The following is a 22,325-nucleotide window of genomic DNA, read 5'->3' as shown; positions in this document are numbered from 1 at the left end:
TGGAGATTCAACCATTTTGGGATTGTAACGAATCGTACACGCCTTAGTTTCTGTTTTGCAAACTAGCTTGCACCTTCTATGTCAATTTGACTGCAATAAGGTGAATGAGTTCGTTAGATGTAGCGCCATATTGGGAGAGTATTTAATAAGTATATAACATGACAAAGAAGTCAGGCGTTAACCTGACTTCTTCTCTTGCATCCTTATCCCAAAGCCAGACGACCTGGCTGGGATTCAGTGGCGTTATTTTTCATCTGTTTACTACGCAATTGTCCGCATGCCGCATCGATATCGGTACCATGTTCCATGCGTACAGTTGCGTTAATGTTATTCTTTTTCAACGTATCATAGAAGCCCAGAATGGACTCTTCCGTGCTCCGCTGATACTGACTGTGCTCATCCACCGGATTATACGGAATCAGATTGATGCTGACCATACTCTTGCGGCTGGACAACAGTTCAGCCAGTTCGGCCGCATGTTCACGCTGATCGTTGACATCCCGGAGCAAAATATACTCAAACATAATACGCTTGTTCGTCGTAGCCAGGTAATAATCCACTGCATCCATCAATTGTTCAATCGGGAAGGCCCGGTTGATCTTCATGATATGTGTCCGCAGTTCGTTATTCGGTGCGTGCAGGGAGATCGCTAGATTAACCTGCAGACTGCTGTCTGCAAATTCCTTGATCTTGTCAGGTAGCCCACTCGTGGATACGGTGATCCGTTTGGCCGCAAGCGCCAGTCCTTTACGATGCTTGATCACTTCGATGAAGTCAGTCATGTTCTGGAAATTGTCAAACGGCTCGCCAATTCCCATTACGACCACGTTAGTTACCCGCTCGCCTTGACCAGCTGCATCAAGATACTGTTGTACATGCATAATCTGTTCTACAATCTCACCACCGGACAGATCGCGGCTCTTCTTGATCAGCCCGCTCGCGCAGAAGCTGCAACCAATATTACATCCCACTTGAGTAGTTACACATACAGTGAGACCGTATTTTTGGCGCATTAAGACCGTTTCAATCAGATTACCGTCCTGCATACGCAGCAGAAATTTCACGGTGCCGTCTGCGGATTCCTGCTTCACATGTTCACTCAGCGAGTTCATCGTGAAGTGCTCGGAAATGACATCCAGGCATTCCTGACGCACGTCCGTCATGTCTGTAAAATCGTGCACACGCTCCTGATATAACCATTCCCAGATGCGGGAAGCACGGGATTTCTTCTGTCCGTGCTCCGGCAGCCAGTCACGTAATTGCTCTAATGTTAATCCATATATGGATGATTTAATCATGTTATTGTCCTCTTTTCGCAAAAAGCATATGGCTTATCGGTCTATCGAAAAAACCTCTACTCTGTATTGTCCCAAAATTGACGAGGGAACACAAGGGCTTTTGCATTTCTTCCAAGAGGTTTTATCAATGGCAAATCTGCACAGTAGCTTACTTCTCCACTTCAATTCCCAACCGTTTAGAAGTGAATAATACCGGAGGTGTGCAGCAGAACCAGAAGCACCAGGATTGGCGCTATATAACGCAGCATGAACAGCCATACCCGGAACCAGCCTGCACGCAGGCCGGAAGCTTCGGCTGCCTTTTTCCAGAAATATCCGGCAAAAATAGTAACGAGCAATCCACCAATCGGAAGTAAAATGTTGGACGCCATAAAGTCCATCCAGTCGAACACACTCTTCGAGCCAATCTTCCATTCAGGGAACAATCCAAGCGACAATACCGAAGGAAGCCCAACGATAAAGACCGCAAGTGAGATGGTCCATACCGAACGACTCCGGCTCCAGGATAGTCTCTCCATGAAATATTTCACCGGAACTTCCAGCAAGGATACAGCCGAAGTTAACGCCGCAATCGCTAGAAGCACGAAGAACAACCCACCAAACACGAAGCCCAGCGGCATAGCTGAGAAGGCTGCCGGCAGAGCCACAAAGATCAGCGACGGACCCTGATCCGGTGCAATCCCGAAGGAGAATGTCGTTGGGAATATGATCAGACCGGCAATGAATGCATAGATCAAGTCACCCGCACCGACAGCAATGGTTGCTGCACCGAGCGATTGATTTTTATCAACATATGAACCGTATGTCACGAGAATACCCATACCCAGCGATAGGGAGAAGAAAGCATGTCCAAGCGCAACAAGCGCAGATTCAGTCGTAAGCTGCGAGAAGTCAGGATTCAGGAAGAAGGAAACTCCCGCACCAGCTCCTGGCAAAGTCACTGCGCGAACCATCAGGATAATGAGCAGAACGAGCATCGCTGGAATCAGCACTTTGTTAAATTTCTCGATCCCATTCGATACCCCTTTGGCTACGATCCAGCCTGTAATCAGAACTGAAATCAGCTGCCAGACAATCGGCATATAACCGCCTACAAAATCACCAAATTGCCCAGCATAGTCAGGATTGTTATACAGCGTGCCGCTGAATGACGTCACTGCATATTGCAGCGTCCAGCCTGCAATGATGACATAAAAGGAAAGAATGATAAACGGCGTCAATACTTGCAGCAAACCAGCCGCAAGCCACCCTTTTTGCCCACCCGCTTTGATAAAGGCCGTAGCCGCGCTTCCTCTGCCGCTACGACCAATCGCAAGCTCAGCCAGCAATACGGGCAGACCAATCAATAGGAGACAAACGATAAAGAGCAGGAAAAACGCCGCTCCCCCATTCTCTCCCGTAATATAAGGAAACTTCCACATGTTGCCGAGACCCACTGAACTACCAATGGCAGCCAGGATAAATCCGGCCTGTGAGAAGCGTTCACCTTTGCCCGGTTCGTCTTGATTCAAATTGGAATTACTGGACTTACTGAAATTCATTATATCTACTCCATCTGTTCTAAGATTTTCCGTTATTATATAACAGTCATCCACTCAGGTCATTCGAAAATCGAAATTAATCGAAATGTTATTTATTTACAGGAATGTCCACATTAAATATGCTGCCCTTGCCTTCTTCGCTTAACAAAGCAATCTGACCATGATGCGCTTCGACAATCCACTTCGCGATCGCAAGCCCTAGACCGTGTCCTCCCGGACCACGTGTACGTGATTTGTCCCCACGATAAAAGCGGTCGAAGATTCGCTCCACATCCTCCGGCCTGATGCCAACGCCCGTATCTGTTACAGACAAATGGAAGATAGGACGTCCATCTTTATCCCGATCCGACAGCACCACACGAACCTCCCCACCCCGTGGAGTAAACTTCACAGCATTATCCAGCAAAATGGTCAGTACCTGTCTCAGTTTCTCCGGATCGCCATTGAGAACCATCTTATCAGGCCCTTCCAGCTCCATTCGAATGCCCTTTGCCGCTTTGAGACGCCGAATGGATTGCATCGTCTTTTCGGCAATCGGACGAAAATCGAAATCCCGCTTGACCAGTTCAAGCTCATCCGAGTCAGACCGTGCCAGAACGAGTAGATCTTGCACCATACGTGTCATTCGCCTGATCTCATCTTTCATGTTGGAAAGGGTTCTTCTGGCAAAAGAAGGTGCGTCCTGTCCAAGCTCCAGCTCAAGGGCGTTAACGGATGCCAGCAGCACGCTCAGCGGCGTGCGCAGCTCATGAGAAGCATCTCCTACAAACTCACGTTGTCGATTGTAGGACTTCACAATAGGAACCATCGCTTTACGGGACATCAGCCAACCGATGAGACAGGCAATAAATACAAACAGAATCGCCAATAAAATTAGCAGTATTAGCAGCCTGTGCAGCAGTTTGTATTGCGGCGTTACATTAATACCCGCATAGAGCGTCATTTCTGGACCATTCTTGGTCAGCACGTTCTGGCCGGTTACCATCAGATGGAGAGTCGATGGTGCAACAGGTGCAGCATCTTCCTCTCCGTTATCCAATACATCTGCGGGAACGCTCAGGCTTACCTCTTTAATCTCCTTGGCACGTGGTTTCCAGTCCTGTACAAGCCCCAGAAGGTCTGAACGCATCCCAGGGAACATTTCATTGCCTGAGATCACTTTGCCGTCCGAACCGAGGACATAATAGAAGAACTGGTCGCTGCCCGATCCCCATAACCTTCGATTATCCAGCGTATCTTCGGCCTTGCCTTCTTGCATATTCTTTTCCACCAAAGCCCGCTCAACCGCAACGAGAGAGAGAAGATTATCCTTCTGACCATTGATGACAATGTAAGATAACAGAACATAGACCACGCCTACAAATAGTGCAAGCAGCACAATCGTCAGGCTGCTGTATGTGAGGGTAAGTCGACCCTGCGTACGACCGAACAAATTTCCTTTAGTTCTTCCTGGGTGGATGCCTTGTTCGTCTCTACCTATTCGTTTTCTATTATTCAAGCTTGTAGCCCACCCCTCGGATGCTATGGATCAGGTGTTGTTTGTTGAATAGCTCAAGCTTTTTGCGCAGCAGCTTAATCGTGGCATCCACAATTTTGGTCGAAACGTCCGAGTCGTACCCCCAGATCCGTTCCAGGATTAATTCGCGGCTGAGGGTAGCGCTCTTGTTCCGTAACAACAGATCCAGCATCTGAAATTCACGAGGGCTTAACTGGATGACCTCCTCTTCCATACTCAGCGTCAGGCTGGAACGATTCAGATACAGACCATCCAGCTCAGCAACCTCTTCCAGCAGCGGTGCATAATTACGGCGACACAAGGCTCTCAGCCTGGCTTGAAGCTCTTCCAATTCAAATGGCTTCACCAGATAATCGTCTGCTCCTGCATCCAATCCCTGAACCCGGTCACACAGCGCGTCCTTGGCGGTTAACATCAAGATTGCTCCAGCATAGCCGTTCTCTCTTAATTTCTTGCATACGGATAGCCCTGTCCATCCAGGCAGCATCCAGTCCAGTACAGCCACATCATAATGAGAATCCATGCAATAGTGATAGGCGTCTTCCCCATTTTCCACCCATTCTACAGTCCCAAAGCCGGTTTTCTCCAACATATGAACAATCAACTCACCCAACAAGGAATCATCTTCAGCAAGCAGTATGCGGTGTGTAGTCAATGTGAACCTCCTAAGAAGCAGTATGTGATAAAGACGAGCACGTCAACCCTGCCCGGTTTAATTTTCAAACATTCTCGCACTTCCGGATGGTCCATGTCCAATACCTCGCGTTTGTAAAAATACCCCAGTCTGTCTTTCTCCGTTTTTTCACCTTTCGGGATTACAGTAAGGGTGCAACAAAAAATAAATCAAAATTAGGAGTGAATGTACAATGAAAAAATGGATTCCTGCCATGCTGGGTGCAACGATGATCTTCTCTGCCACATCGGCTTCAGTATTTGCCGCCACCCCGACCGCTGTAACTCAAGTCTCTGCTGCAACGAATGCCAAGGTGAGTTCGAATGGATATAATATCAGTCTGGATCAGAACTCCCTGTGCTCCAATACATCGCTGCAAAAAGTACTCGGCCTAAGCAAAACGGAATTGCAAAAGCAATTCCAGGCTGGTAAAACGTTGGCGGATCTGGCTAAAGCGAAGGGCGTCAGCACAACTAAAGTAACCAACGCCTTGTTGCAGCCACAGCTGACTAAGCTCGCAAGTGATCAGAAGTCCGGCAAGCTCACGCAAGCCAAAGTGGCTTCTATCAAGACAGACTTGACCAAGCAGCTGAATAATTCCCTCACCAAAAAAGTAACCACCGTAACGACGGTAACAACAACGTCCACGACCACTTCAACCACATCCAAGACGGCTGCGGCTACAGCAAAATCAACGAATACCACGTCATCCAATAACCTGACAAGTCTGAATAAATCTGCCGCCGCATCTGCACTCAACCTTTCGCAAACGGAGTTGAATCAACAAATCAAGGCTGGTAAATCCATCGTTGATATTGCCAAGGATCAGGGCGTAAACAAGACCACGGTAATTAATACCGTCGTAACCAAAGAAAAAAGCTGGGTCACTTCTCAACTGAATGAGTCCTGGAAAAACACGACTGGTACTTTGACTACAGAGCAGCAGCAATTCAAGGACAGCGGTTATTTGACGAAGGCTGCCCAGTTGTTCAACACATCCGCAGATGAGCTGCAAACCCAACTGAAGAATGGAAAAACGTTAACTGCGATTGCCAAAGAAAAAGGCGTGGATTCCAGCAAACTGACGGAAACACTCCATACCTATGCCAAACAGCAAGTAACCGAGCAATGTAACCAAGCCAGCTAATCCCCTTCCCCATTAACCCCAAACTACCACCAAACCATAAAAAGAGAGGGTCCTGTGAACAGGACCCTCTCTCCATCTATTGCATGATACATCTTTTCACTTCCTTGGCTTTCAGCAAACTTTAAGCTTCCATCCGAGTAAAACATGACCCAAAATTCATCCCTTTTTCAGCTTGGTCACCTATACTTGCACCAATCTCAATCGCCCATGCTGAGGAGGAGAAGGATGGACACACTGAGCTACAGAGATCCAAATACCCGATGGAACAGGCATTTCTGGCTGTATGCCGCTCTAATTTTTACTGGCGGTCTATTGCTGCGTTTGTACCTTGGAACACAATTCAGGGGTTATATCGGAGATCAGTCCCTGTTCGTCGATTGGATGAATGCCGTCCACCAATACGGGGTTCGTGAATCATACCTGTATGGAAAAGATCAGAACTATCCCCCATTGTTTATCTTCATTCTGGGGTTGTACCGCTGGATACTGGGTGGGCTCGGCATAACCGCCTCAGCTGGCAATCTGTCCATGAAAATACTGCCTATCGCCTTTGATATGCTGTCCTTGGCGGTCTTGACCCTCACATTCAAAAAGCTAAGCTCTGGCAAACGTTTGGTGCTGCTTGCAGTTCTTTCCTTCAACCCCGGTCTGCTGGTCGACAGCGCCATGTGGGGACAGATCGACATCCTGCACAGTACATTAATGGTGCTGTCAACCGTTCTGCTGCTAAGTAATCCTCTATTGGCGGGTGTATTGTTCACCGTTGCCCTGCTGGCAAAGTTTCAGGCGATCGTCATTGCTCCGGTCATCGGTATTGTATTACTACGCCAGCTTTATAACAGGCGATTTCACGCCACGCTTCTATTTGTAGCAGGATTAATGATGGCTATCCTGCCTGTGCTTCTCTATTTTGCTGCAAACGGAACCCTCGGCACCATGCTGTCCAACGCCTACGGAAGCGCCGTTAATATGTATCCGCAGCTTTCCCTGAACGCCATGAATATCTGGTATCACCTGCTTGGTGATCCGGGAACCAGCGATGCTACGGTGTTGTTTGGCATAGTAACGTATAAAATGGTTGGTCTGCTGCTGCTTGCTATTGCCGTGATTGGAGTAGCGGCCTATCTACTGCTGATTAAGGAAATTCGTATTTCATCCCTGCTCATTGCAGGTGCAGCGGTGAATCTCGCCTTCTTTATGCTGCCAACGGAAATTCATGAGCGCTACAGCATACCTGCTTTGTTATTCTTGGTTCTAGTTCCGTTCTTTGAACGTAAATGGATGTACGCAGCAATTGCCTTCTCCCTGACGACCTACGTAAATATTGCCATGATCATGAGCACGGGCTCTGGTGGCGACTTTGGAGCTGAGGAAGAGCTATCACGCATCGGTGGTGAGCATGGTAACTTTGGCGGAGGACATGGAGCGAGCTTTAGCATGCACGGTTCGGGACTGACCAATGACTTGATGTACAGCATGGGTATTTCCATTGCGATGATCCATATCGTGATCCTGCTCTGGGTTGTATTTGCCATGACCCGTGAAATTCTGGATGGACGAAAAAAACGTAGCTGAATATTATTTTGCAAGAATAAAAAAGAGGTGTTCCAACAGCCATTTCCATGGTTGCCGAAACACCTTTATTCCCATTAAATTTTAATTTCAAGCAACTCATATTTGATAATGCCCATAGGCGCATTGACATGAATGACACTGCCTACTTCTTTGCCCATCAGTTCTTTGCCAAGCGGGCTTTCGTACGATATTTTGTTATCAGCAACATCCGCCTCGGCCGGACCAACCAGCATGTATTCAATCTTCTCGGCGAATTCGATATCATTAAGCAGAATGGTTGAGCCAATGCTTACTTTGTTCGAGTCGATATTGTCCGAAGTGATGACTCTTGCTTTGGTCAGCATTTTCTCCAGAATCAAAATGCGGGTTTCCATAAAAGCCTGATCATCTTTGGCTGAATGATACTCACTATTTTCCTTCAGGTCACCGTAACTGATCGCGAGTTTCAGACGCGCCGCCAGTTCCTTACGCTTCACCGTCTTTAATTCCCTCAGTTCGTCCTCCAGCTTTTCCAAGCCTTCCTGTGTCAAAATCACTTCATCATTAGCCATTTTTTCCATCTCCTAATCTTGCTTTCTATCTATATTCTAACCTATATCCACTCCAAACGGTTAACATACCAAGAAAAAGAAATAACGCTCCCATTGATGGAAAGATGTGTATGCGTAACCTTTACTGTTACTTACTATATATAGGTAATAAACCTAGAATCATCTCAATACGATGTCGCATTTTTTCTATAATGGTCATTATTGCCATATAAAGTCTTCTAACCTACAATAGACGATACTGCTATCGAAGGAGGAAATATTTTGTATGCAACGATTCAATTCATAGGACTCTTCCTGATCCTTCCTGCTGCCTCCGGGTGGATTATGTTGAATAGTTTCCTGAAAAAGGCTTCGGGAAATGGCCGAAAACTTCTCAAGGTGTTCGAATTTATTTTTCTGACCATCACTCTATTGCTTTTCGCAGCAGGTCTTGCAATAGACAGTATGGGTGTTCAGGGAGGAGAACCCTTATCCATGTATGAAGACTCCGGCCTGATGGCATCCAATTACGCCACGCTGGATCACCGTAGTCTTCTTGTCCTTTTGGTCACGTTATTGCTTGGCTTGCTCGCTTATTTAGCAATGTTCACACGTCCAGGTAAGCTCTCACCGATCATTTACACCTTATGCAATAGTATCCTTGTATTAAATATCGTTTGGGGTATCGTCTATATCACGCATACTAGCATTGCTTGGTACACCGAGACGGGTATGTTCTTGATGTTTGCTGTGCTTCTGTTGCAGAGCAGCTATCTATCACTCATCTTCCTATATATTGGTCGATTGAAACGTTCATGGGATGGCTTTATCGAGGCTACTCTGGTTGAATATCCAACGTCATTGGATATGGAGCATTTACCAAAATGGCAACGACTGCTATACCGGTCTATCATTCGCTTTCATACCGCCCCGATCGTGTGGACCATTCTGATGTTTCCCATACAGCTTGTTATACAATTGATCCTTGTTCTGTTTGGACAACGCCCGGATAGCGCCATTCGCGTATTTCTGGATACAAGCAGCTTCAATTACTCCAGACTGCCGGCTCCACCGCCAAATATGATTCCCGGTGATGGGCACTATCTATGTACAGTTGCAGCCGGTGGACATCAAAAATGGGTCAAACCCGTGCGAGCAGGCATACGACATGGCCACATCATTCACGTTAACCGGCAACTCATGATCGCCAACGCATTCGAGCATGTTATGGAGCAGTATACACCGCGGTTCCATGGCTTAGTTCGAGGTTTGTACAATCGCTATGGATATCCAATTAGTAAACATATTCGTTCCAAATGGACCGCCGATATCGTCTATCTATTGATGAAACCGCTCGAGTGGCTATTCCTCATCGTCCTTTATACAACAGACGCTCACCCTGAAAACCGAATTCATATCCAGTACAGTGAGATGCGAGGAAAATATACACGTTTCTAGAAAAACGGAATTTTAACTGTACCGGTACAATTGAACCAAACCAGTGTGTTCATTTCATCCGTTCACTTTTACAATGAATTCAGAGCAGCAGCAATTAATAATACGCCCACTACATGACTCGAGGTGATCTGGATGAATGTTACATTGACTCCATCTGAAATACAGGCCTACCTGAAACGGATAGGCATTCATAATATCAAGGAACCCACCCTGGAATTCCTATCCGAAATCCAGCAGGCACATGTGCAGCATCTATCCTGGCAAACGGTCGATATTTTTGCAGGTCGGCCTGCGGGCATTGATCTTCAAGAATCGGTCCAGCTTATATTGCAAGGCCGCAGTGGTTACTGTTTTCATCTGAATGGCGCATTCAGCGTTCTGCTTCGCTCTCTGGGATATACGGTGCATTGGCATCGTGCCGGAGTTCAGCCATATAAAGAGCAGCCACGTGTGAACTCGTTCCATCTCGGTCTGTCGGTCTCTTTGCCAGATGCAGACCCGAATGTGGAACGTTGGATTGTGGACGTTGGTCTGGGCGGCATGCCCTTTGAACCGCTTCCTCTTCGTTATGGAACCTACGGTTCGGCGCCATTTACGTATACATTAATGCCTTCATCCGTAGCTCCTGGCGGATGGCGACTTGAATATGAGCCGAACGGGCCAAGTGAGGGTGTCGACTTCGCTCCCGAAGAGCTTACCAACCTGGAGGAGTTCATTCCCAAGCATGAATTCTACAGCCAGTCAGCCGATTCGCCTTGGCATAACACATTTTTACTCCGTCAGAGGCATGCTCTCCAAAGCAACGAACTACGTGGATGTATGCTCCGGACGCATGACCGTGAAGGTATCCGCAAAAAGGAAATTCAAACCTACACCGAGTGGAAAGACGTATTGGCTGAGAAATTCCACGAACCGTTGGTGAATTACACAGAAGTGGAACGCAAAGAAATGTGGGGACGGGTACAGGCTGCACATGAAGAATGGAAAAGAACAAAGCAGGTATGAAGCGACACGCGCAGACCCGATAAACCGATGATTATAAAGGAAAGTGTGCAATCCATGCCGAATACATCGTCAGGTGATAAATGATGATAACGATTCAAATTCTTCAAGTTCCGGCAGAATTGCCGGAGTCATACTGGAATCTTTTTCTGTCGCGAGTATCTGAGGAAAGACGAGGACAAGCTTCACGTTTTGTACATCAGGCGGACGCCTATCGCTCTGTTCTGGGTGAAGTGTTGACCCGTGTGGCGCTGAGCAAGTTGACTGGCCTAAGGCCGGGAGAGCTTTCGTTTACCCGTAACAAATACGGCAAACCTTCCCTCAGTCACCATGCTGATGTTCAATTTAATGTCTCGCACTCCGGCGATTGGATTGCTTTAATCTCTGGCGGTGACGCTGCTCTGGGTGTGGATGTTGAAAAAATAGCGCCTATCGACATGAAGATTGCAGAGCGTTTCTTCTCTCTCACGGAGAGCGGATTCCTGGCTGCGGAGCCCGCAGAGATGCAGCTGGAGACCTTCTACCGTCTATGGACGCTGAAGGAAAGCTACATCAAGGCCGTCGGCATGGGCCTGTCCATGCCACTTGACTCATTCTCCATGATCCGCAATGCTGACGGGAACTGGCACTCGCCAGAAGCAGCCGCATATCCATTCCTCAGCCTGCGGCTGGATCACGGTCATATGTTAGCAGCTTGTTCCGCAGGAGAAGATTTACCCACCCAGCCGGATGTCATCACAATCGAAGGGTTGTATCAAGCATTATTATGAAGGAGGGGTGACAAACCCCTCCTTCATTTTTTACATTTTATCAAAACGTGCATTAATCCCTTTCCGAACCATAATTTTCAAAAAAATGATTAACATTCTGTCCAGTTAATGGTACTATAGGACCAAAAGGAAGAGAAGTAGGTAATATAGATCAGGTATTTATAACTAGCTTCTACAATACATACTTGTTAATGCTCGATTCTCTCTCCCGATTTATTATTTTAGAAGGAAGTGGACAAATGCATATCTTTTTGCAAAACAATGCAGGTGTGACCAAAAACGTTAAGGTTGGTTTCAGCTGGACAACACTCTTTTTCGGTTTTTTCCCTGCTCTTTTCCGTGGTGATTTGAAATGGGCTGCCATCATGTTTTTGATTAGTGTTGCTCTTGGAGTCTTCACTGTGGGTTTCGGAGCTTGGGTTAGTGGAATCGTATTCTCCTTCGTTTACAACAAAATTTACATTAAAGAATTGCTGGAAAAAGGCTACCGTCCTGCAAATGCTGAGTCTCAAGCGGTTCTTGAGAGAAATCAGATTATTGCTCGAGCAGCATAAACTTAGAAAAGAATGTAACAAACATAGCAATTTAGATTCTTATTGTAGATTTATGAACTAGCACGCATGTAGAAATACCGAAAAGTCCCCGGCGAACCCGCCAGGGACTTTTTAATATTCAATGCACTGCATTCACGCACTCTGATCTGAAGAGATATCATGTTCAACTGCCAGGCTACAGGACTTAACCTTTCGATTGTACAGACGATTCCTGCGTCAATGGTGGAGATTTCTTTTGCCTCCGGAAGAGACCGTGACCACTGGATTTTCGTATCGTTGCTGCCGCGTCAGCATCACTGATTTTCAGGGCAAAGCATAGGCCAATTAACAAAAACGCAGCAGCCCCGAGCAAAGCCAAACGGTACGCCAGCATATTCGGCTCCATCGCTCCAGCCGCAGTCACCGTCGTTGTACCCACGCCAGCCAGAACAGCAGACAATAACGCCATTCCAATCGCGGAACCTAGCCGATTTTGCACCGTGAACCAGGTGGAGGCTCGTCCCATTGAAGGAGGCGGTATTCGGGCAAACGAAGCAATCTGCACCGAGCCTACCGTCTGCCCCAGGAAAATCCCCACGCCGAACAATAATGAGCGAATGAACCACGGATTCGTATCCACTGTAATCTGACTAAGCGTAATGAAAATCACAGCCGTGCAGATCAAACCCATGGATATCAGCTTACGCGGACCCATTCGCGGATATGTCCAGGGCACAAGCTGCGAAGCGATCATAAGTCCCAGAGCTTCAGGGAATGTGGTTAGTCCTGTCTCCAGCGCAGAGGCGTTAAGCACGTTTTGATACATCAGCGGAAATACATACAACATGCCCAGCAGACCCGCTGCTCCACATACGGACACCAGACCGGAATAGCGGAATAAACGGTCTTTCAGCAAACGTAGATCAAGCAAAGGCTGCTTCGCGCGCAGTTCTGCAACCACGAGCAACGTGAGCAGGATGATTCCCGTCAGACCAGCTCCAATAATAAGAGGGGAAGTCCACCCTCGCAGCGGACCCTGACTAAGAGCGTACATCGTCAGAGCGAGCCCTGGGGCAGATAATAACCACCCCGGTACATCCAGTCGACCGGCTCCCTGTTCTTTGTGCTCCTTCAGATAAATCATTCCGAAGATTACCGCTGGAATGCCGACGGGCAGATTCACATAGAAGATCCATCGCCAAGAGAGCTGGTCCACAATCAATCCGCTCACAATCGGCCCCAGGGCCGGGGCTAGCGCGATGGGCAGTACGAGCATTCGAGATACCTTGGCCCGTTCCTGGGGAGGGAAGATTCGAAACAGCATCGCCATCCCCACAGGAGTAAGCAGACCACCCCCTGCACCCTGCAAAATGCGAAAGAACGTTAGCGTACTTAATTGATCGGCCGTCGCACACAGTGCAGAGGATACCGTAAACAGTGCCAGTGCGGATAAGAAAACTCGTTTCGTTCCCCATCGATCACCAAGCCACCCGGCGACAGGTAGGAATACAGCGAGACTCACCAAGTACCCCACGTTCAAGGTACCCGAAGCAGCCGGGGGAATCCCCAGCTCCTCACTAATGGTTCGTAATGCTACGTTCAAGACCGTTCCATCCATGGCCACCATAAACATCGCCAACACGTAGACGATGCTGACAATGACTTTGGGATTCAGACCGAATTTCATCTGCTAGCCTCATGAACAGCTCCAGGCATACCGATTTCATCACAGAGGCTTAACGGTTTCAGATCTGTCCATTGCTCGGCGATGTAATCGAGACATACCCGGCGCTTGGCCCTGCCAAGCATCACGGTCCAACCTGCGGGCACTTCAAGGGATGCAGGCCAGAGGGAGTATTGCCCCTCCTCATTGATTAACACCAGATAGTTGCTGTCTTCATATTCAAATGGGTTGCTCATCGCCTTATCCTCCTATTTATGTTGAATTTCACGCTTGTTCAGCTCTTCAAGCTTGGCGGCCAGTGTTCGGCAGATTTCCTCCAGCGGCCCAGGCTGGCAGAGGTCCTTGTGACGGCAAGCGATATCATGACGTTCCAAACGGCCCCCGATGTACGCATTCCACATTTCCGGTTCAATCGGGTCGAACCAGTCCGGAATAATAGTGGATCGGAAGAAGATCAGATCCCCCTCGAATCGGGATGGCGTGTAGGCCCCCAAAATCCGTACGGAATTTTCATAGGTCTTCCGCAGCTTCATGATCGTTTCTTCATCCAAACTTGCCAGCGCACTGCCCTCACTGCGCAATATGCGCATAGCCGTTGCCATATCCAGCCGCCCATCTCCAATGCTGTCCGGATCATAACCACCCAATGCCAGTAATGCCGTTAAGGCTTCTTCCTCATCCGGTTCTCCGCGAATCGGCAGATAGTGGCTCGGATACGCATCCAGCATGGCGAGAAACTCCACTTCTTCCCCTTCCGATTGCAGCTGCACCGCCATGGCCTGCGCAACATTGCCTCCGAGAGACCAGCCAAGCAGACGGTAAGGTCCCTCAGGCTGTACCGAGCGGATATGGCGGATGTAGTCTGCTGTCATATCTTCCAGTGTAGACGGAAGTTCCTCGTACTCAGCAATTCCTCTGGCCTGTAACCCATAGAGCGGATATTCCATGCCCAGATGTTTCATCAGCCCAGCATAACACCAGCTAAGTCCTCCTGCAGGATGGACACAGAATATAGGCAGATGCTCCCCATGCGTTCTGAGCGGCAACAGCACTTGAAGCGAGCTTTTTCCGGAATCCGAATCCATCTCCAGTCGCTCCGCTAGTCCCGCTACGGTAGCTGTTTCGAACAAAATGCCGATGCCCGGCTCCCTTCCCATCGCTTCACGAATGCGGCTCATCAAGCGAACAGCCAGTAACGAATGGCCACCCAGCTCGAAGAAACTGTCATCAATACTCACACTCCGCATGCCCAATACTTCGGCAAACAAATCACAGAGGATCTCCTCCTGCGGGTTGCGAGGCGCTCTGCCACCTGTCGTTAATTGCATTTCCGGTGCGGGTAGTGCCTTGCGATCGAGCTTTCCATTAGCTGTAAGCGGCAGGCTCTCCATCGCTACAACCGCAGATGGAACCATATAATCCGGAAGGCTGGCAGACGTATGACGACGCAAGGCAGTCGATTCCGGTATCGTCCCTGTGTCCGAAGCCGGAACGATATAAGCTACAAGACGTTTATCCCCCGGCTGGTCCTCACGGACAATTACAGCAGCCTGGGCCACGCTTGAATGCCTTGCCAGCACCGCTTCAATCTCGCCAAGCTCAATGCGGAATCCCCGTATTTTCACCTGCTGATCCGCCCGCCCCAAATAATCAAGCGAGCCATCATGCAAACGCTTCGCCAGATCTCCTGTCCGGTACATACGTGTGCCTGGTGGACCGTATGGATCAGCAACGAATCGCTCAGCTGTAAGATCAGGTCGATTCCAATAACCACGAGCCAGACCCTCTCCGGCTACATACATCTCTCCGGTTACTCCTGTTGGTACAGGCTCAAGCTGATCATCCAACACATATACCCGAAGATCCGGTATGGCGCATCCAATCCAGCTGCTCGCGCCTTCCGTAGAACTGCCTGCATGCAGTTCCTGGTAGCTGACATGAACCGTCGTCTCCGTGATGCCATACATATTGATGAGTCTTGGCGCATCATCAGCATGACGTTCATACCAATCATCCAAGCGCCCAAGCTCCAGTGCCTCGCCTCCAAAAATGACATAACGGAGTGCAAGCTGCTGTCCCCAGGCCGGATTTTCCCTGTCAGCCTGCATGAGTTGGTAGAATGCGGATGGCGTCTGGTTCAATACGCTCACCTTTTGCTCAGCAAGCAACTGCAGGAACGCTCCAGGTGAACGGCTAATCTCATGAGGAACAACGACTAATCGCCCTCCATGCAGCAGCGGTCCCCAGATTTCCCATACGGAGAAGTCAAATGCATAGGAGTGGAACAAGGTCCATACATCACTCGCGTCAAAATGGAACCAGTGCTGCGTGGCATCCAATAAACGGATGACATTGGCATGCGGAATAACGACCCCTTTAGGCTTGCCTGTCGAACCCGAGGTATAGATCATGTAAGCCGGGTTCAGAGGTGTTACACGCCCATTGCGTTCACTATCCGCAGGGTTTCGATCATCCAGCATCTCCAATTGCTGCAAAGTATGCAAATCGTCCATATTAATACACTGAATTTCTGCCACCTGCGGAAGCAAGGTGTATACCTCTGTACTTGTTACCATTACTTTCGGTGCTGCATCTGTCAGCATATGTGTCAACCGATCTGCCGGATAATTGGGGTCAAGTGGTAGATAAGCGGCTCCTGCTTTTAGCACAGCGAGAATGCCCACAACCATTTCAACGGAACGAGGCAAGGCTAGCGCAACCATTTGTTCCGGTGCCACGCCTTGAGCGATCAGTAATCTGGCAAGCTGATTGGCTCTTGCATTCAGCTCCCTGTAATTCAAGGTGATATCCTCACAGGTCATGGCAGTCGCTTCCGGATGAGCCGCTGCTTGTATTTCAAAGCGCTCGGCTATGGTCAGTTGTGCATCCTCACTCAGCGTAAAGGACCATTCTTTTTCAAGCTGGGCCTGCTCTGTTGGGGTCACGACATGAAATCTGCTGATTCGCTCATCCAACTGCTGCACTGCATCTTCAAGCACCTGCATCAATCGGACCACAAGTTCACCTGCAGTAGACTCCCGGAAGAGATCTGCACTATATTCCAGCACACCTTCAATTCCGCCTGGAGACCCGTTATGCTCACGCTGCTCTGTCAGCTCAAGGGTTAGATCAAATTTGGATGAACCCACACCATGCATGCGGGTTTCCGCCGCAATATCCGGTAGATCAAGACGAATATCCGGTGTATTTTGCAGAACAAGCATCACTTGGAACAGCGGATGTTTGGAACGCGACCGAGGCGGATTTAATACTTCAACCAACCGTTCAAAGGGCAGATCCTGATGTTCATATGCAGCCAGGTCGACTTCCCGCACACGAGCCAGCAGCTCACGGAATGTTGGATCACCTGAAGTATCTGTGCGCAGCACAAGGGTGTTAATGAACATACCCACGACTTCATCCAGCGCATCATCGCTCCGTCCGGCAATCGGTGTTCCTATCGCGATATCCGTTCCTGCACCCATTCGGGTAAGCAGCAAGGACAGTGCCGAGTGCAGCACCATGAACAGGCTGACTTTATTCTCACGTGCGATGATCATCAATTGCTCATGCAAACGTTGACTGATCGTAAAAGGCACTGACCCACCGCGATAACTGGACACGACTGGACGTGCGTAATCCGTAGGGAATGTAACCTGCTCCGGTAAATGGGCCAGCTGGTTGCTCCAGAATTCCATCTGTCTTGCAATCAGACTGTCCTGCTGGTTCTCATTCCCTAGCAATCTCTCCTGCCACACCGCATAGTCGGCATATTGAATGCGCAGCGGCTCCCAGGCAGGTGAAGAACCCCGCAAGCGTGATGCATAAGCCACCGACAGATCGCGGATGAGCGGTGACAATGACCATCCATCCCCGGCAATATGATGCAGCAACAACAACAGCACATGCTCATCAGCGCCGATTCTGAACAACTCGGCACGAATGCCTGGTTCAGTGGAAAGCTGGAAACTGTAGCGTGACGCTTCTGTCAGAAGCTCGGGAAGCTCCTGCTCCGTAGCAGCGGTTATATTCAATTTCACTTTGACGTCAGCAGCATTCAGAATATGCTGGCTCGCAGAACCCATTTCAGGCGGATACAACGTTCGTAATGTCTCATGACGGTCTACAATATCCTGCAGGGCGTTCTCCAGAGCATCCGTATCCAGCTTCCCGGCCAACCGGGCAACCAGCGGAATGTTATACGTCGGATTGGCGCCTTCCAGACAATACATGAACCACAACCTCCGCTGGGCAAAGGAGAGCGGAAGCTCCCCCTGACGTGAAACAGGCTGAATAACAGGTCTCACCGATTTCGCCTGATCCAATCGTTTGGCTAGGCCTGCGGCGGTTGGAGCTTCAAATACACTGCCAATCGTTAGATCTGCACCGAATACATCACGGATACGTGCTGTAATTCGTCCAGCCAGCAGGGAGTGCCCACCCAGTTCAAAGAAATCATCGTCAATGCCCACACGACCAACACCAAGAATCTCAGCGAACAGACTGCACAGAATTTCTTCTTGTGGCGTGCGCGCCTCCCGTCCATTGGCAATTGACAGCAAAGTAGGCACAGGAAGCCGTTTGCGATCGATCTTTTTATTCGGTGTCAACGGCATCTCGGGCAGTAGTGTGAATGCAGCAGGCACCATGTAATCCGGCAACGCATCCGCCACGTAAGCTCTTAGTTCTGCCAGATCCATACGATTCTCAAGTTCAGACTCACCCACTACGTACGCTGCCAATCGCTGGTTTCCCGGTTGGTCTTCGCGAGCCATGACCGTGACCTGAACTACGCCAGGATACCTGGAGATTACCGATTCAATCTCGCCCAGTTCTATCCGGAAACCTCTAATTTTGATCTGATGATCTGCACGACCCAAATAATCGATAGAACCATCCGGCAGCCATTTCGCCAAATCTCCTGTACGGTACATCCGACTGCCTGGCTGACCGAAGGGATTGGCTACAAAGCGTTCTGCGGTCAGATCAGGCCTGCCCAAATACCCGCGCGCAAGCCCTTCGCCTGCGATATAGAGTTCCCCTACTGCACCCGAGGGTACTGGCTTTAAGCCTTGATCCAGCACATATAGCTGTGTGTTGCGAACCGGACCACCAATCGACGGTTTCCCCATCACCCCTGTGTCGAACGAGGCAGCCGTGGAATAAATGGTTGTCTCGGTTGGGCCGTACTGGTTATTGACGTGACACCCCAATTCCTGCAAAGAAAGCTTCAGTTCCTCCGTCAGCGCCTCTCCTCCGGTAATCACGGTTAGCCCATCGAATCGCCCTGGGCGGCTCGTCACCAAAGACTGCCATAACGTAGGCGTAGCCTGCATGATGGTGGTTCCCAGCTCTCTCATCTTCCCAGCCAGAGCTACCGGATCAAGAATCGTCTCTTTGTGTGCAATATCCAGCCGGGCACCCGTCGTAAGCGGCAGAAATACTTCCAGTACGGATATGTCAAAAGCAATCGTAGTCACCGACAGCCAGTGGTCCTGCGGACCAACCTGTAGTCTCGTCTTCATATCCTCAAGCAAATTTGCCAGCCCCAGATGAGTTACGGCTACGCCCTTGGGCTTACCTGTGGAGCCTGAAGTGTAAATAATATACGAAGGATTGAGCAGAGAAGCTGTACTTGTCAGATCATCACCTTCGGGATTACTTCCAGGCCGACGACTCACTGCCGTAGCAGTATTCGGTTCATCCATGACCATCATCGGTACACTGGATGTTGTTGGCAGACTGGAAACATGGTCCATCACCGTCACCACACAAGCAGGCTTGGCATCATCCAACATGTAGATCAGACGCTCTTCGGGATAGTCAGGGTCAAGCGGCAGATAGGCGGCCCCCGTTTTGTGGACAGCCACAATGGCGATGACCACTTCGAGCGAACGAGGCAGAGCAATGGCCACCCGCTGTTCCGGTCCTGCCTGATATCGTTGTATCAATTCATGAGCCAACTGATTCGCTCGTTCATTCAGCTCCGCATATGTCAGGGACTCCCCTTCGAATGTCAGCGCCGTTGCAGAAGGTGTGCGGCGGACCTGCTGTTCAAACAGTGCTGCTGAATTGCTATCGGCCGTCACCCCTCCCATTCCATTCCATGTCACCAATACTTGCTCACGTTCGGCAGGGAGCAGCAATTCGAGTCGTCCAACCGTTTCCGTCTCCATGCCTTCATGCATCACCAAGTTCAGCAGCTGCATATAACGAAGCTGATGGTTCTGCAGTTCGGAATCACTGTAGATAGACGGATTCGCATCAAAATCAATACTCAGCCCATGACCATGCCCTTGGTCCACCACATGAATGGACAGATCGTCTACCGGGCCCGTGGACAGGTTGTGAATCATGCCGGGCTGCCCTGCAAAGTTCAATTCATGGTGGAATGGCATGACATTAATCATGGGTCCGAACAGGCGACGATTCTCTCCAAGCAGCTTCAGATCACGCCGCAGATCCTGGTGCCGATAGCGTTGATGCTTGCGTACCGCCCGAATCTCCTGGACAACCTGTCTCAGCAACTCTGACACGGTCAGATTTGACTCTACGTTGAGACGCAGCGGAAGTACATTCATGACCATACCCGGAACCCGCAAGGATGTTGATCCCAATCGGCACATCACGGGCAGGGCCAGCACAACATCGGTCGCCCCTGTCATTCGGTGTACGTAAATGGCTGTTGCCGCTACAAACAAATCCGGCCAGGTCACACCGAACCTTGCCGCTGCCGCCTGCATTTGCTCGCGCTGCGGCTGTGTAAGCAGACCGCTCTGTCTCAGGAAGTAGGTAGAGGTTCGCGGAGCCCGTTCCCCCAGACTGACAACATCCGGTTCATCAGCATATCGATCCATCCAGAACTGACGATCCTGTTCTTTATCCACGGAGCCAAGATAAGCCTCGTCTTCCTGAAGTACGGCTGCCAACGAGCCAAACGACGCCCCCTGCTGGACTTGATCTACACCTTCTCCTCTTACCCTTGCAGAGTATAGGCTCGCCACCCTGCGGGTAATCAGCGAAACGCCGTATCCGTCAATCGCGATATGATGGATGCGCTGGTACCAGTAATAACAATCATGGCTCAGCTGGAACAATGCCTCCGTGAAGAGTGGACCTGTCGCCAGATTGACGGGATTGGCCAGATCCTTTTTCATCCAGTTTAGTGCTGCTGTGTGGGGTTCCGATTCCTCCCTCACGTCGATGACATGAAATGTCCAATGATCCGGGTTGCTGTTCAAAGACTGCCATGGACCTTGTTCATTTTCGCCATAAACCATATTCAGCGATTCTGCTTCCGAAACGGTCTGTCGCACACTTTCTTCGAATCGTCTGGCGTCTACGCTACCCTCGATGACCACATACTCGGCGGTATTGTACATCGGATTGTCCGGATTCAACTGCTGAGCGAACCAGATGCCGGACTGTGCAGAGGACAGGGGCCAAGCCGTGTCCCGACTGAGCGACGTATGCACGGCCCCGCTCAAAAGTAGTCTCCGTTCGGAAGCACCTTATTTTGGGCCTTATCCAGCAATGCTGCCCATGCAGCCAATGTAGGCAGCTCCGCCAGATCCACGAACGTTACCCCCGCTCCTTCCACTCGAAAGCGCTCAGCCAGACTCATAATACGAATGGAATCGAGTCCCCACATCTGGATCAGATCATCGTGCTCTCCAATGTTGGCAGGCTGCTCCTGGAGCATCTCTCCAACCTGATTTCTCAATGCTTCCAACGTGACTTGTTCAACGCCATGACTTCCGTCCTGAATTCGCTCTGCTGCGGATGCCGTTTGTTGCTCAGCCTCTGAAACAGCCAACTGAGCGGGGGTAGCATAGGATCGATCTCCTTTCTCACCTTGCTCCCCTTGACCCCCTTGCAGACCTGCCTCGGATTTCAGTGCTCCTTCATTTCCGTCAGCGGCAGAATCATTTAGCGATTCAAGTAAACGTCCGGTTGTCAGTGTTACCGCGCACCTTTCTGCTGCATACGTCAGGGCCATGCGATGTTTTTCCGCCGAGAAGTCAGCTACTGCATCCGCAACCAGGAACGCCTGAATGTCTCTCATAAAGGCTTCACAAGAGGTCATCAGACATCCGATATGTGCATAAATACCGCAAACGATCAGTTGATCGCGGCCATCCCGCTGCATTAGTTCAAACAGGTCTGTTTTCTGGAAGGCGCTATATCGCCATTTGGTCATGAACGTATCCTGGGGAGCGGGTGCGAGCGCATCAATAATCTCTTTTTGCACAGGTCCTCCATCAATTCCCGCACCCCAAAAGTCCAGCTGTAACCCACGCTGCTCCGGAGTCTGTCCGCCCGGTTGTGCGGAGTAGACCACCGGAATGCCAAGCTCATGACACTTTGAACGAAGTTGTGAAATATGATCGATCAGCTCCACAACAGGGGATTGCCCTGCCGTAAAGGCGTTCATAAAATATTGCTGCATATCATGAATCAGGAGTACCGAGCGCTTCGCATCCGGTGTCCACATTACCTTGTTGACGGGAAGCTCCGACTCTACAGGCATTGCATAGGGTTGAATCTTTGGAAGTGCCATGAATATCCCTCTTTTCAGCTTTATTTATCACAATCATG

The 22,325-nt window shown here is 49.6% G+C and carries 15 protein-coding genes; 6 read left to right on the top strand and 9 right to left on the bottom strand.

The window, feature by feature from the left end; all coding sequences use genetic code 11:
* Positions 1-203: 203 nt before the first annotated feature.
* The 4 genes from rlmN to A6049_RS17495 all read right to left on the bottom strand — a co-directional run bounded on the left by rlmN (position 204) and on the right by A6049_RS17495 (position 5,010).
* Positions 204-1,298: a dual-specificity RNA methyltransferase RlmN gene (gene rlmN, locus A6049_RS17510; protein WP_063565897.1), complete on the bottom strand. Its 1,095-nt coding sequence runs from the start codon at positions 1,296-1,298 to the stop codon at positions 204-206.
* A gap of 176 nt (positions 1,299-1,474) precedes the next feature.
* Positions 1,475-2,839 (bottom strand): sodium-dependent transporter, encoded by a 1,365-nt coding sequence (locus tag A6049_RS17505; RefSeq protein WP_063565896.1) that lies wholly within the window; start codon positions 2,837-2,839, stop codon positions 1,475-1,477.
* 88 nt (positions 2,840-2,927) lie between these two features.
* Positions 2,928-4,337, bottom strand: coding sequence for a sensor histidine kinase (locus A6049_RS17500; protein ID WP_145921936.1), 1,410 nt, complete (start codon positions 4,335-4,337; stop codon positions 2,928-2,930).
* Positions 4,330-5,010, bottom strand: coding sequence for a response regulator transcription factor (locus A6049_RS17495; protein WP_079697558.1), 681 nt, complete (start codon positions 5,008-5,010; stop codon positions 4,330-4,332). Before A6049_RS17495 ends, A6049_RS17500 begins: the two co-directional genes overlap by 8 nt.
* Positions 5,011-5,221: 211 nt before the next feature.
* Here A6049_RS17495 and A6049_RS17490 point away from each other — a divergent pair, with 211 nt between their 5' ends.
* A complete protein-coding gene (locus A6049_RS17490) occupies positions 5,222-6,175 on the top strand; it encodes a hypothetical protein (protein WP_063565895.1) in 954 nt (317 codons plus the stop codon).
* Positions 6,176-6,400: 225 nt separating this feature from the next.
* Entirely contained in the window at positions 6,401-7,750 is a 1,350-nt protein-coding gene (locus A6049_RS17485; RefSeq protein WP_063565894.1) for a hypothetical protein, read from the top strand.
* Between the two features lie 74 nt (positions 7,751-7,824).
* Here the strand turns inward: A6049_RS17485 and greA are convergent, their stop codons facing one another.
* Positions 7,825-8,301 carry a transcription elongation factor GreA gene (gene greA / locus A6049_RS17480; RefSeq protein WP_063565893.1) on the bottom strand — a complete coding sequence of 159 codons (477 nt, stop codon included), beginning with the start codon at positions 8,299-8,301 and terminating at the stop codon, positions 7,825-7,827.
* A 261-nt stretch (positions 8,302-8,562) separates the two neighbouring features.
* Here greA and A6049_RS17475 point away from each other — a divergent pair, with 261 nt between their 5' ends.
* The 4 genes from A6049_RS17475 to A6049_RS17460 all read left to right on the top strand — a co-directional run bounded on the left by A6049_RS17475 (position 8,563) and on the right by A6049_RS17460 (position 12,064).
* Positions 8,563-9,738, top strand: coding sequence for a DUF6688 domain-containing protein (locus A6049_RS17475; protein WP_082935343.1), 1,176 nt, complete (start codon positions 8,563-8,565; stop codon positions 9,736-9,738).
* Between the two features lie 132 nt (positions 9,739-9,870).
* Positions 9,871-10,743, top strand: a complete 873-nt coding sequence (locus A6049_RS17470) for an arylamine N-acetyltransferase family protein (protein ID WP_063565891.1) — start codon at positions 9,871-9,873, stop codon at positions 10,741-10,743.
* 80 nt (positions 10,744-10,823) lie between these two features.
* Positions 10,824-11,510: a 4'-phosphopantetheinyl transferase family protein gene (locus A6049_RS17465; RefSeq protein WP_095206139.1), complete on the top strand. Its 687-nt coding sequence runs from the start codon at positions 10,824-10,826 to the stop codon at positions 11,508-11,510.
* 239 nt (positions 11,511-11,749) lie between these two features.
* Positions 11,750-12,064 carry a hypothetical protein gene (locus A6049_RS17460; RefSeq protein ID WP_063565889.1) on the top strand — a complete coding sequence of 105 codons (315 nt, stop codon included), beginning with the start codon at positions 11,750-11,752 and terminating at the stop codon, positions 12,062-12,064.
* Between the two features lie 184 nt (positions 12,065-12,248).
* Here the strand turns inward: A6049_RS17460 and A6049_RS17455 are convergent, their stop codons facing one another.
* Genes A6049_RS17455 through A6049_RS17440 form a run of 4 tightly spaced genes read right to left on the bottom strand, consistent with a single transcriptional unit; the run spans position 12,249 to position 22,287 of the window.
* Positions 12,249-13,730, bottom strand: a complete 1,482-nt coding sequence (locus tag A6049_RS17455) for an MDR family MFS transporter (RefSeq protein WP_063565888.1) — start codon at positions 13,728-13,730, stop codon at positions 12,249-12,251.
* A complete protein-coding gene (locus tag A6049_RS17450) occupies positions 13,727-13,963 on the bottom strand; it encodes an MbtH family protein (protein ID WP_063565887.1) in 237 nt (78 codons plus the stop codon). Before A6049_RS17450 ends, A6049_RS17455 begins: the two co-directional genes overlap by 4 nt.
* Positions 13,964-13,975: 12 nt before the next feature.
* Positions 13,976-21,214 (bottom strand): amino acid adenylation domain-containing protein, encoded by a 7,239-nt coding sequence (locus A6049_RS17445; RefSeq protein ID WP_240321479.1) that lies wholly within the window; start codon positions 21,212-21,214, stop codon positions 13,976-13,978.
* On the bottom strand, positions 21,211-22,287 hold the full coding sequence (locus tag A6049_RS17440; protein ID WP_063565886.1) for an isochorismatase family protein: 1,077 nt from the start codon (positions 22,285-22,287) through the stop codon (positions 21,211-21,213). Before A6049_RS17440 ends, A6049_RS17445 begins: the two co-directional genes overlap by 4 nt.
* Positions 22,288-22,325 lie beyond the last annotated feature (38 nt).

The organism is Paenibacillus sp. O199, assembly GCF_001636635.1.
GTDB classification, from domain to species: Bacteria; Bacillota; Bacilli; order Paenibacillales; family Paenibacillaceae; genus Paenibacillus; species Paenibacillus marchantiae.
This window is presented reverse-complemented; position numbering and strand designations above follow the sequence as displayed.

Excerpts from the sequence above, each read along its gene's own strand:
- greA (WP_063565893.1), bottom strand. The coding sequence starts at position 8,301 with ATGGCTAATGATGAAGTGATTTTGACACAGGAAGGCTTGGAAAAGCTG.
- A6049_RS17455 (WP_063565888.1), bottom strand. The coding sequence starts at position 13,730 with ATGAAATTCGGTCTGAATCCCAAAGTCATTGTCAGCATCGTCTACGTG.
- A6049_RS17460 (WP_063565889.1), top strand. The coding sequence starts at position 11,750 with ATGCATATCTTTTTGCAAAACAATGCAGGTGTGACCAAAAACGTTAAG.
- A6049_RS17465 (WP_095206139.1), top strand. The coding sequence starts at position 10,824 with ATGATGATAACGATTCAAATTCTTCAAGTTCCGGCAGAATTGCCGGAG.
- A6049_RS17490 (WP_063565895.1), top strand. The coding sequence starts at position 5,222 with ATGAAAAAATGGATTCCTGCCATGCTGGGTGCAACGATGATCTTCTCT.
- A6049_RS17505 (WP_063565896.1), bottom strand. The coding sequence starts at position 2,839 with ATGAATTTCAGTAAGTCCAGTAATTCCAATTTGAATCAAGACGAACCG.
- A6049_RS17485 (WP_063565894.1), top strand. The coding sequence starts at position 6,401 with ATGGACACACTGAGCTACAGAGATCCAAATACCCGATGGAACAGGCAT.
- rlmN (WP_063565897.1), bottom strand. The coding sequence starts at position 1,298 with ATGATTAAATCATCCATATATGGATTAACATTAGAGCAATTACGTGAC.
- A6049_RS17440 (WP_063565886.1), bottom strand. The coding sequence starts at position 22,287 with ATGGCACTTCCAAAGATTCAACCCTATGCAATGCCTGTAGAGTCGGAG.
- A6049_RS17450 (WP_063565887.1), bottom strand. The coding sequence starts at position 13,963 with ATGAGCAACCCATTTGAATATGAAGACAGCAACTATCTGGTGTTAATC.
- A6049_RS17470 (WP_063565891.1), top strand. The coding sequence starts at position 9,871 with ATGAATGTTACATTGACTCCATCTGAAATACAGGCCTACCTGAAACGG.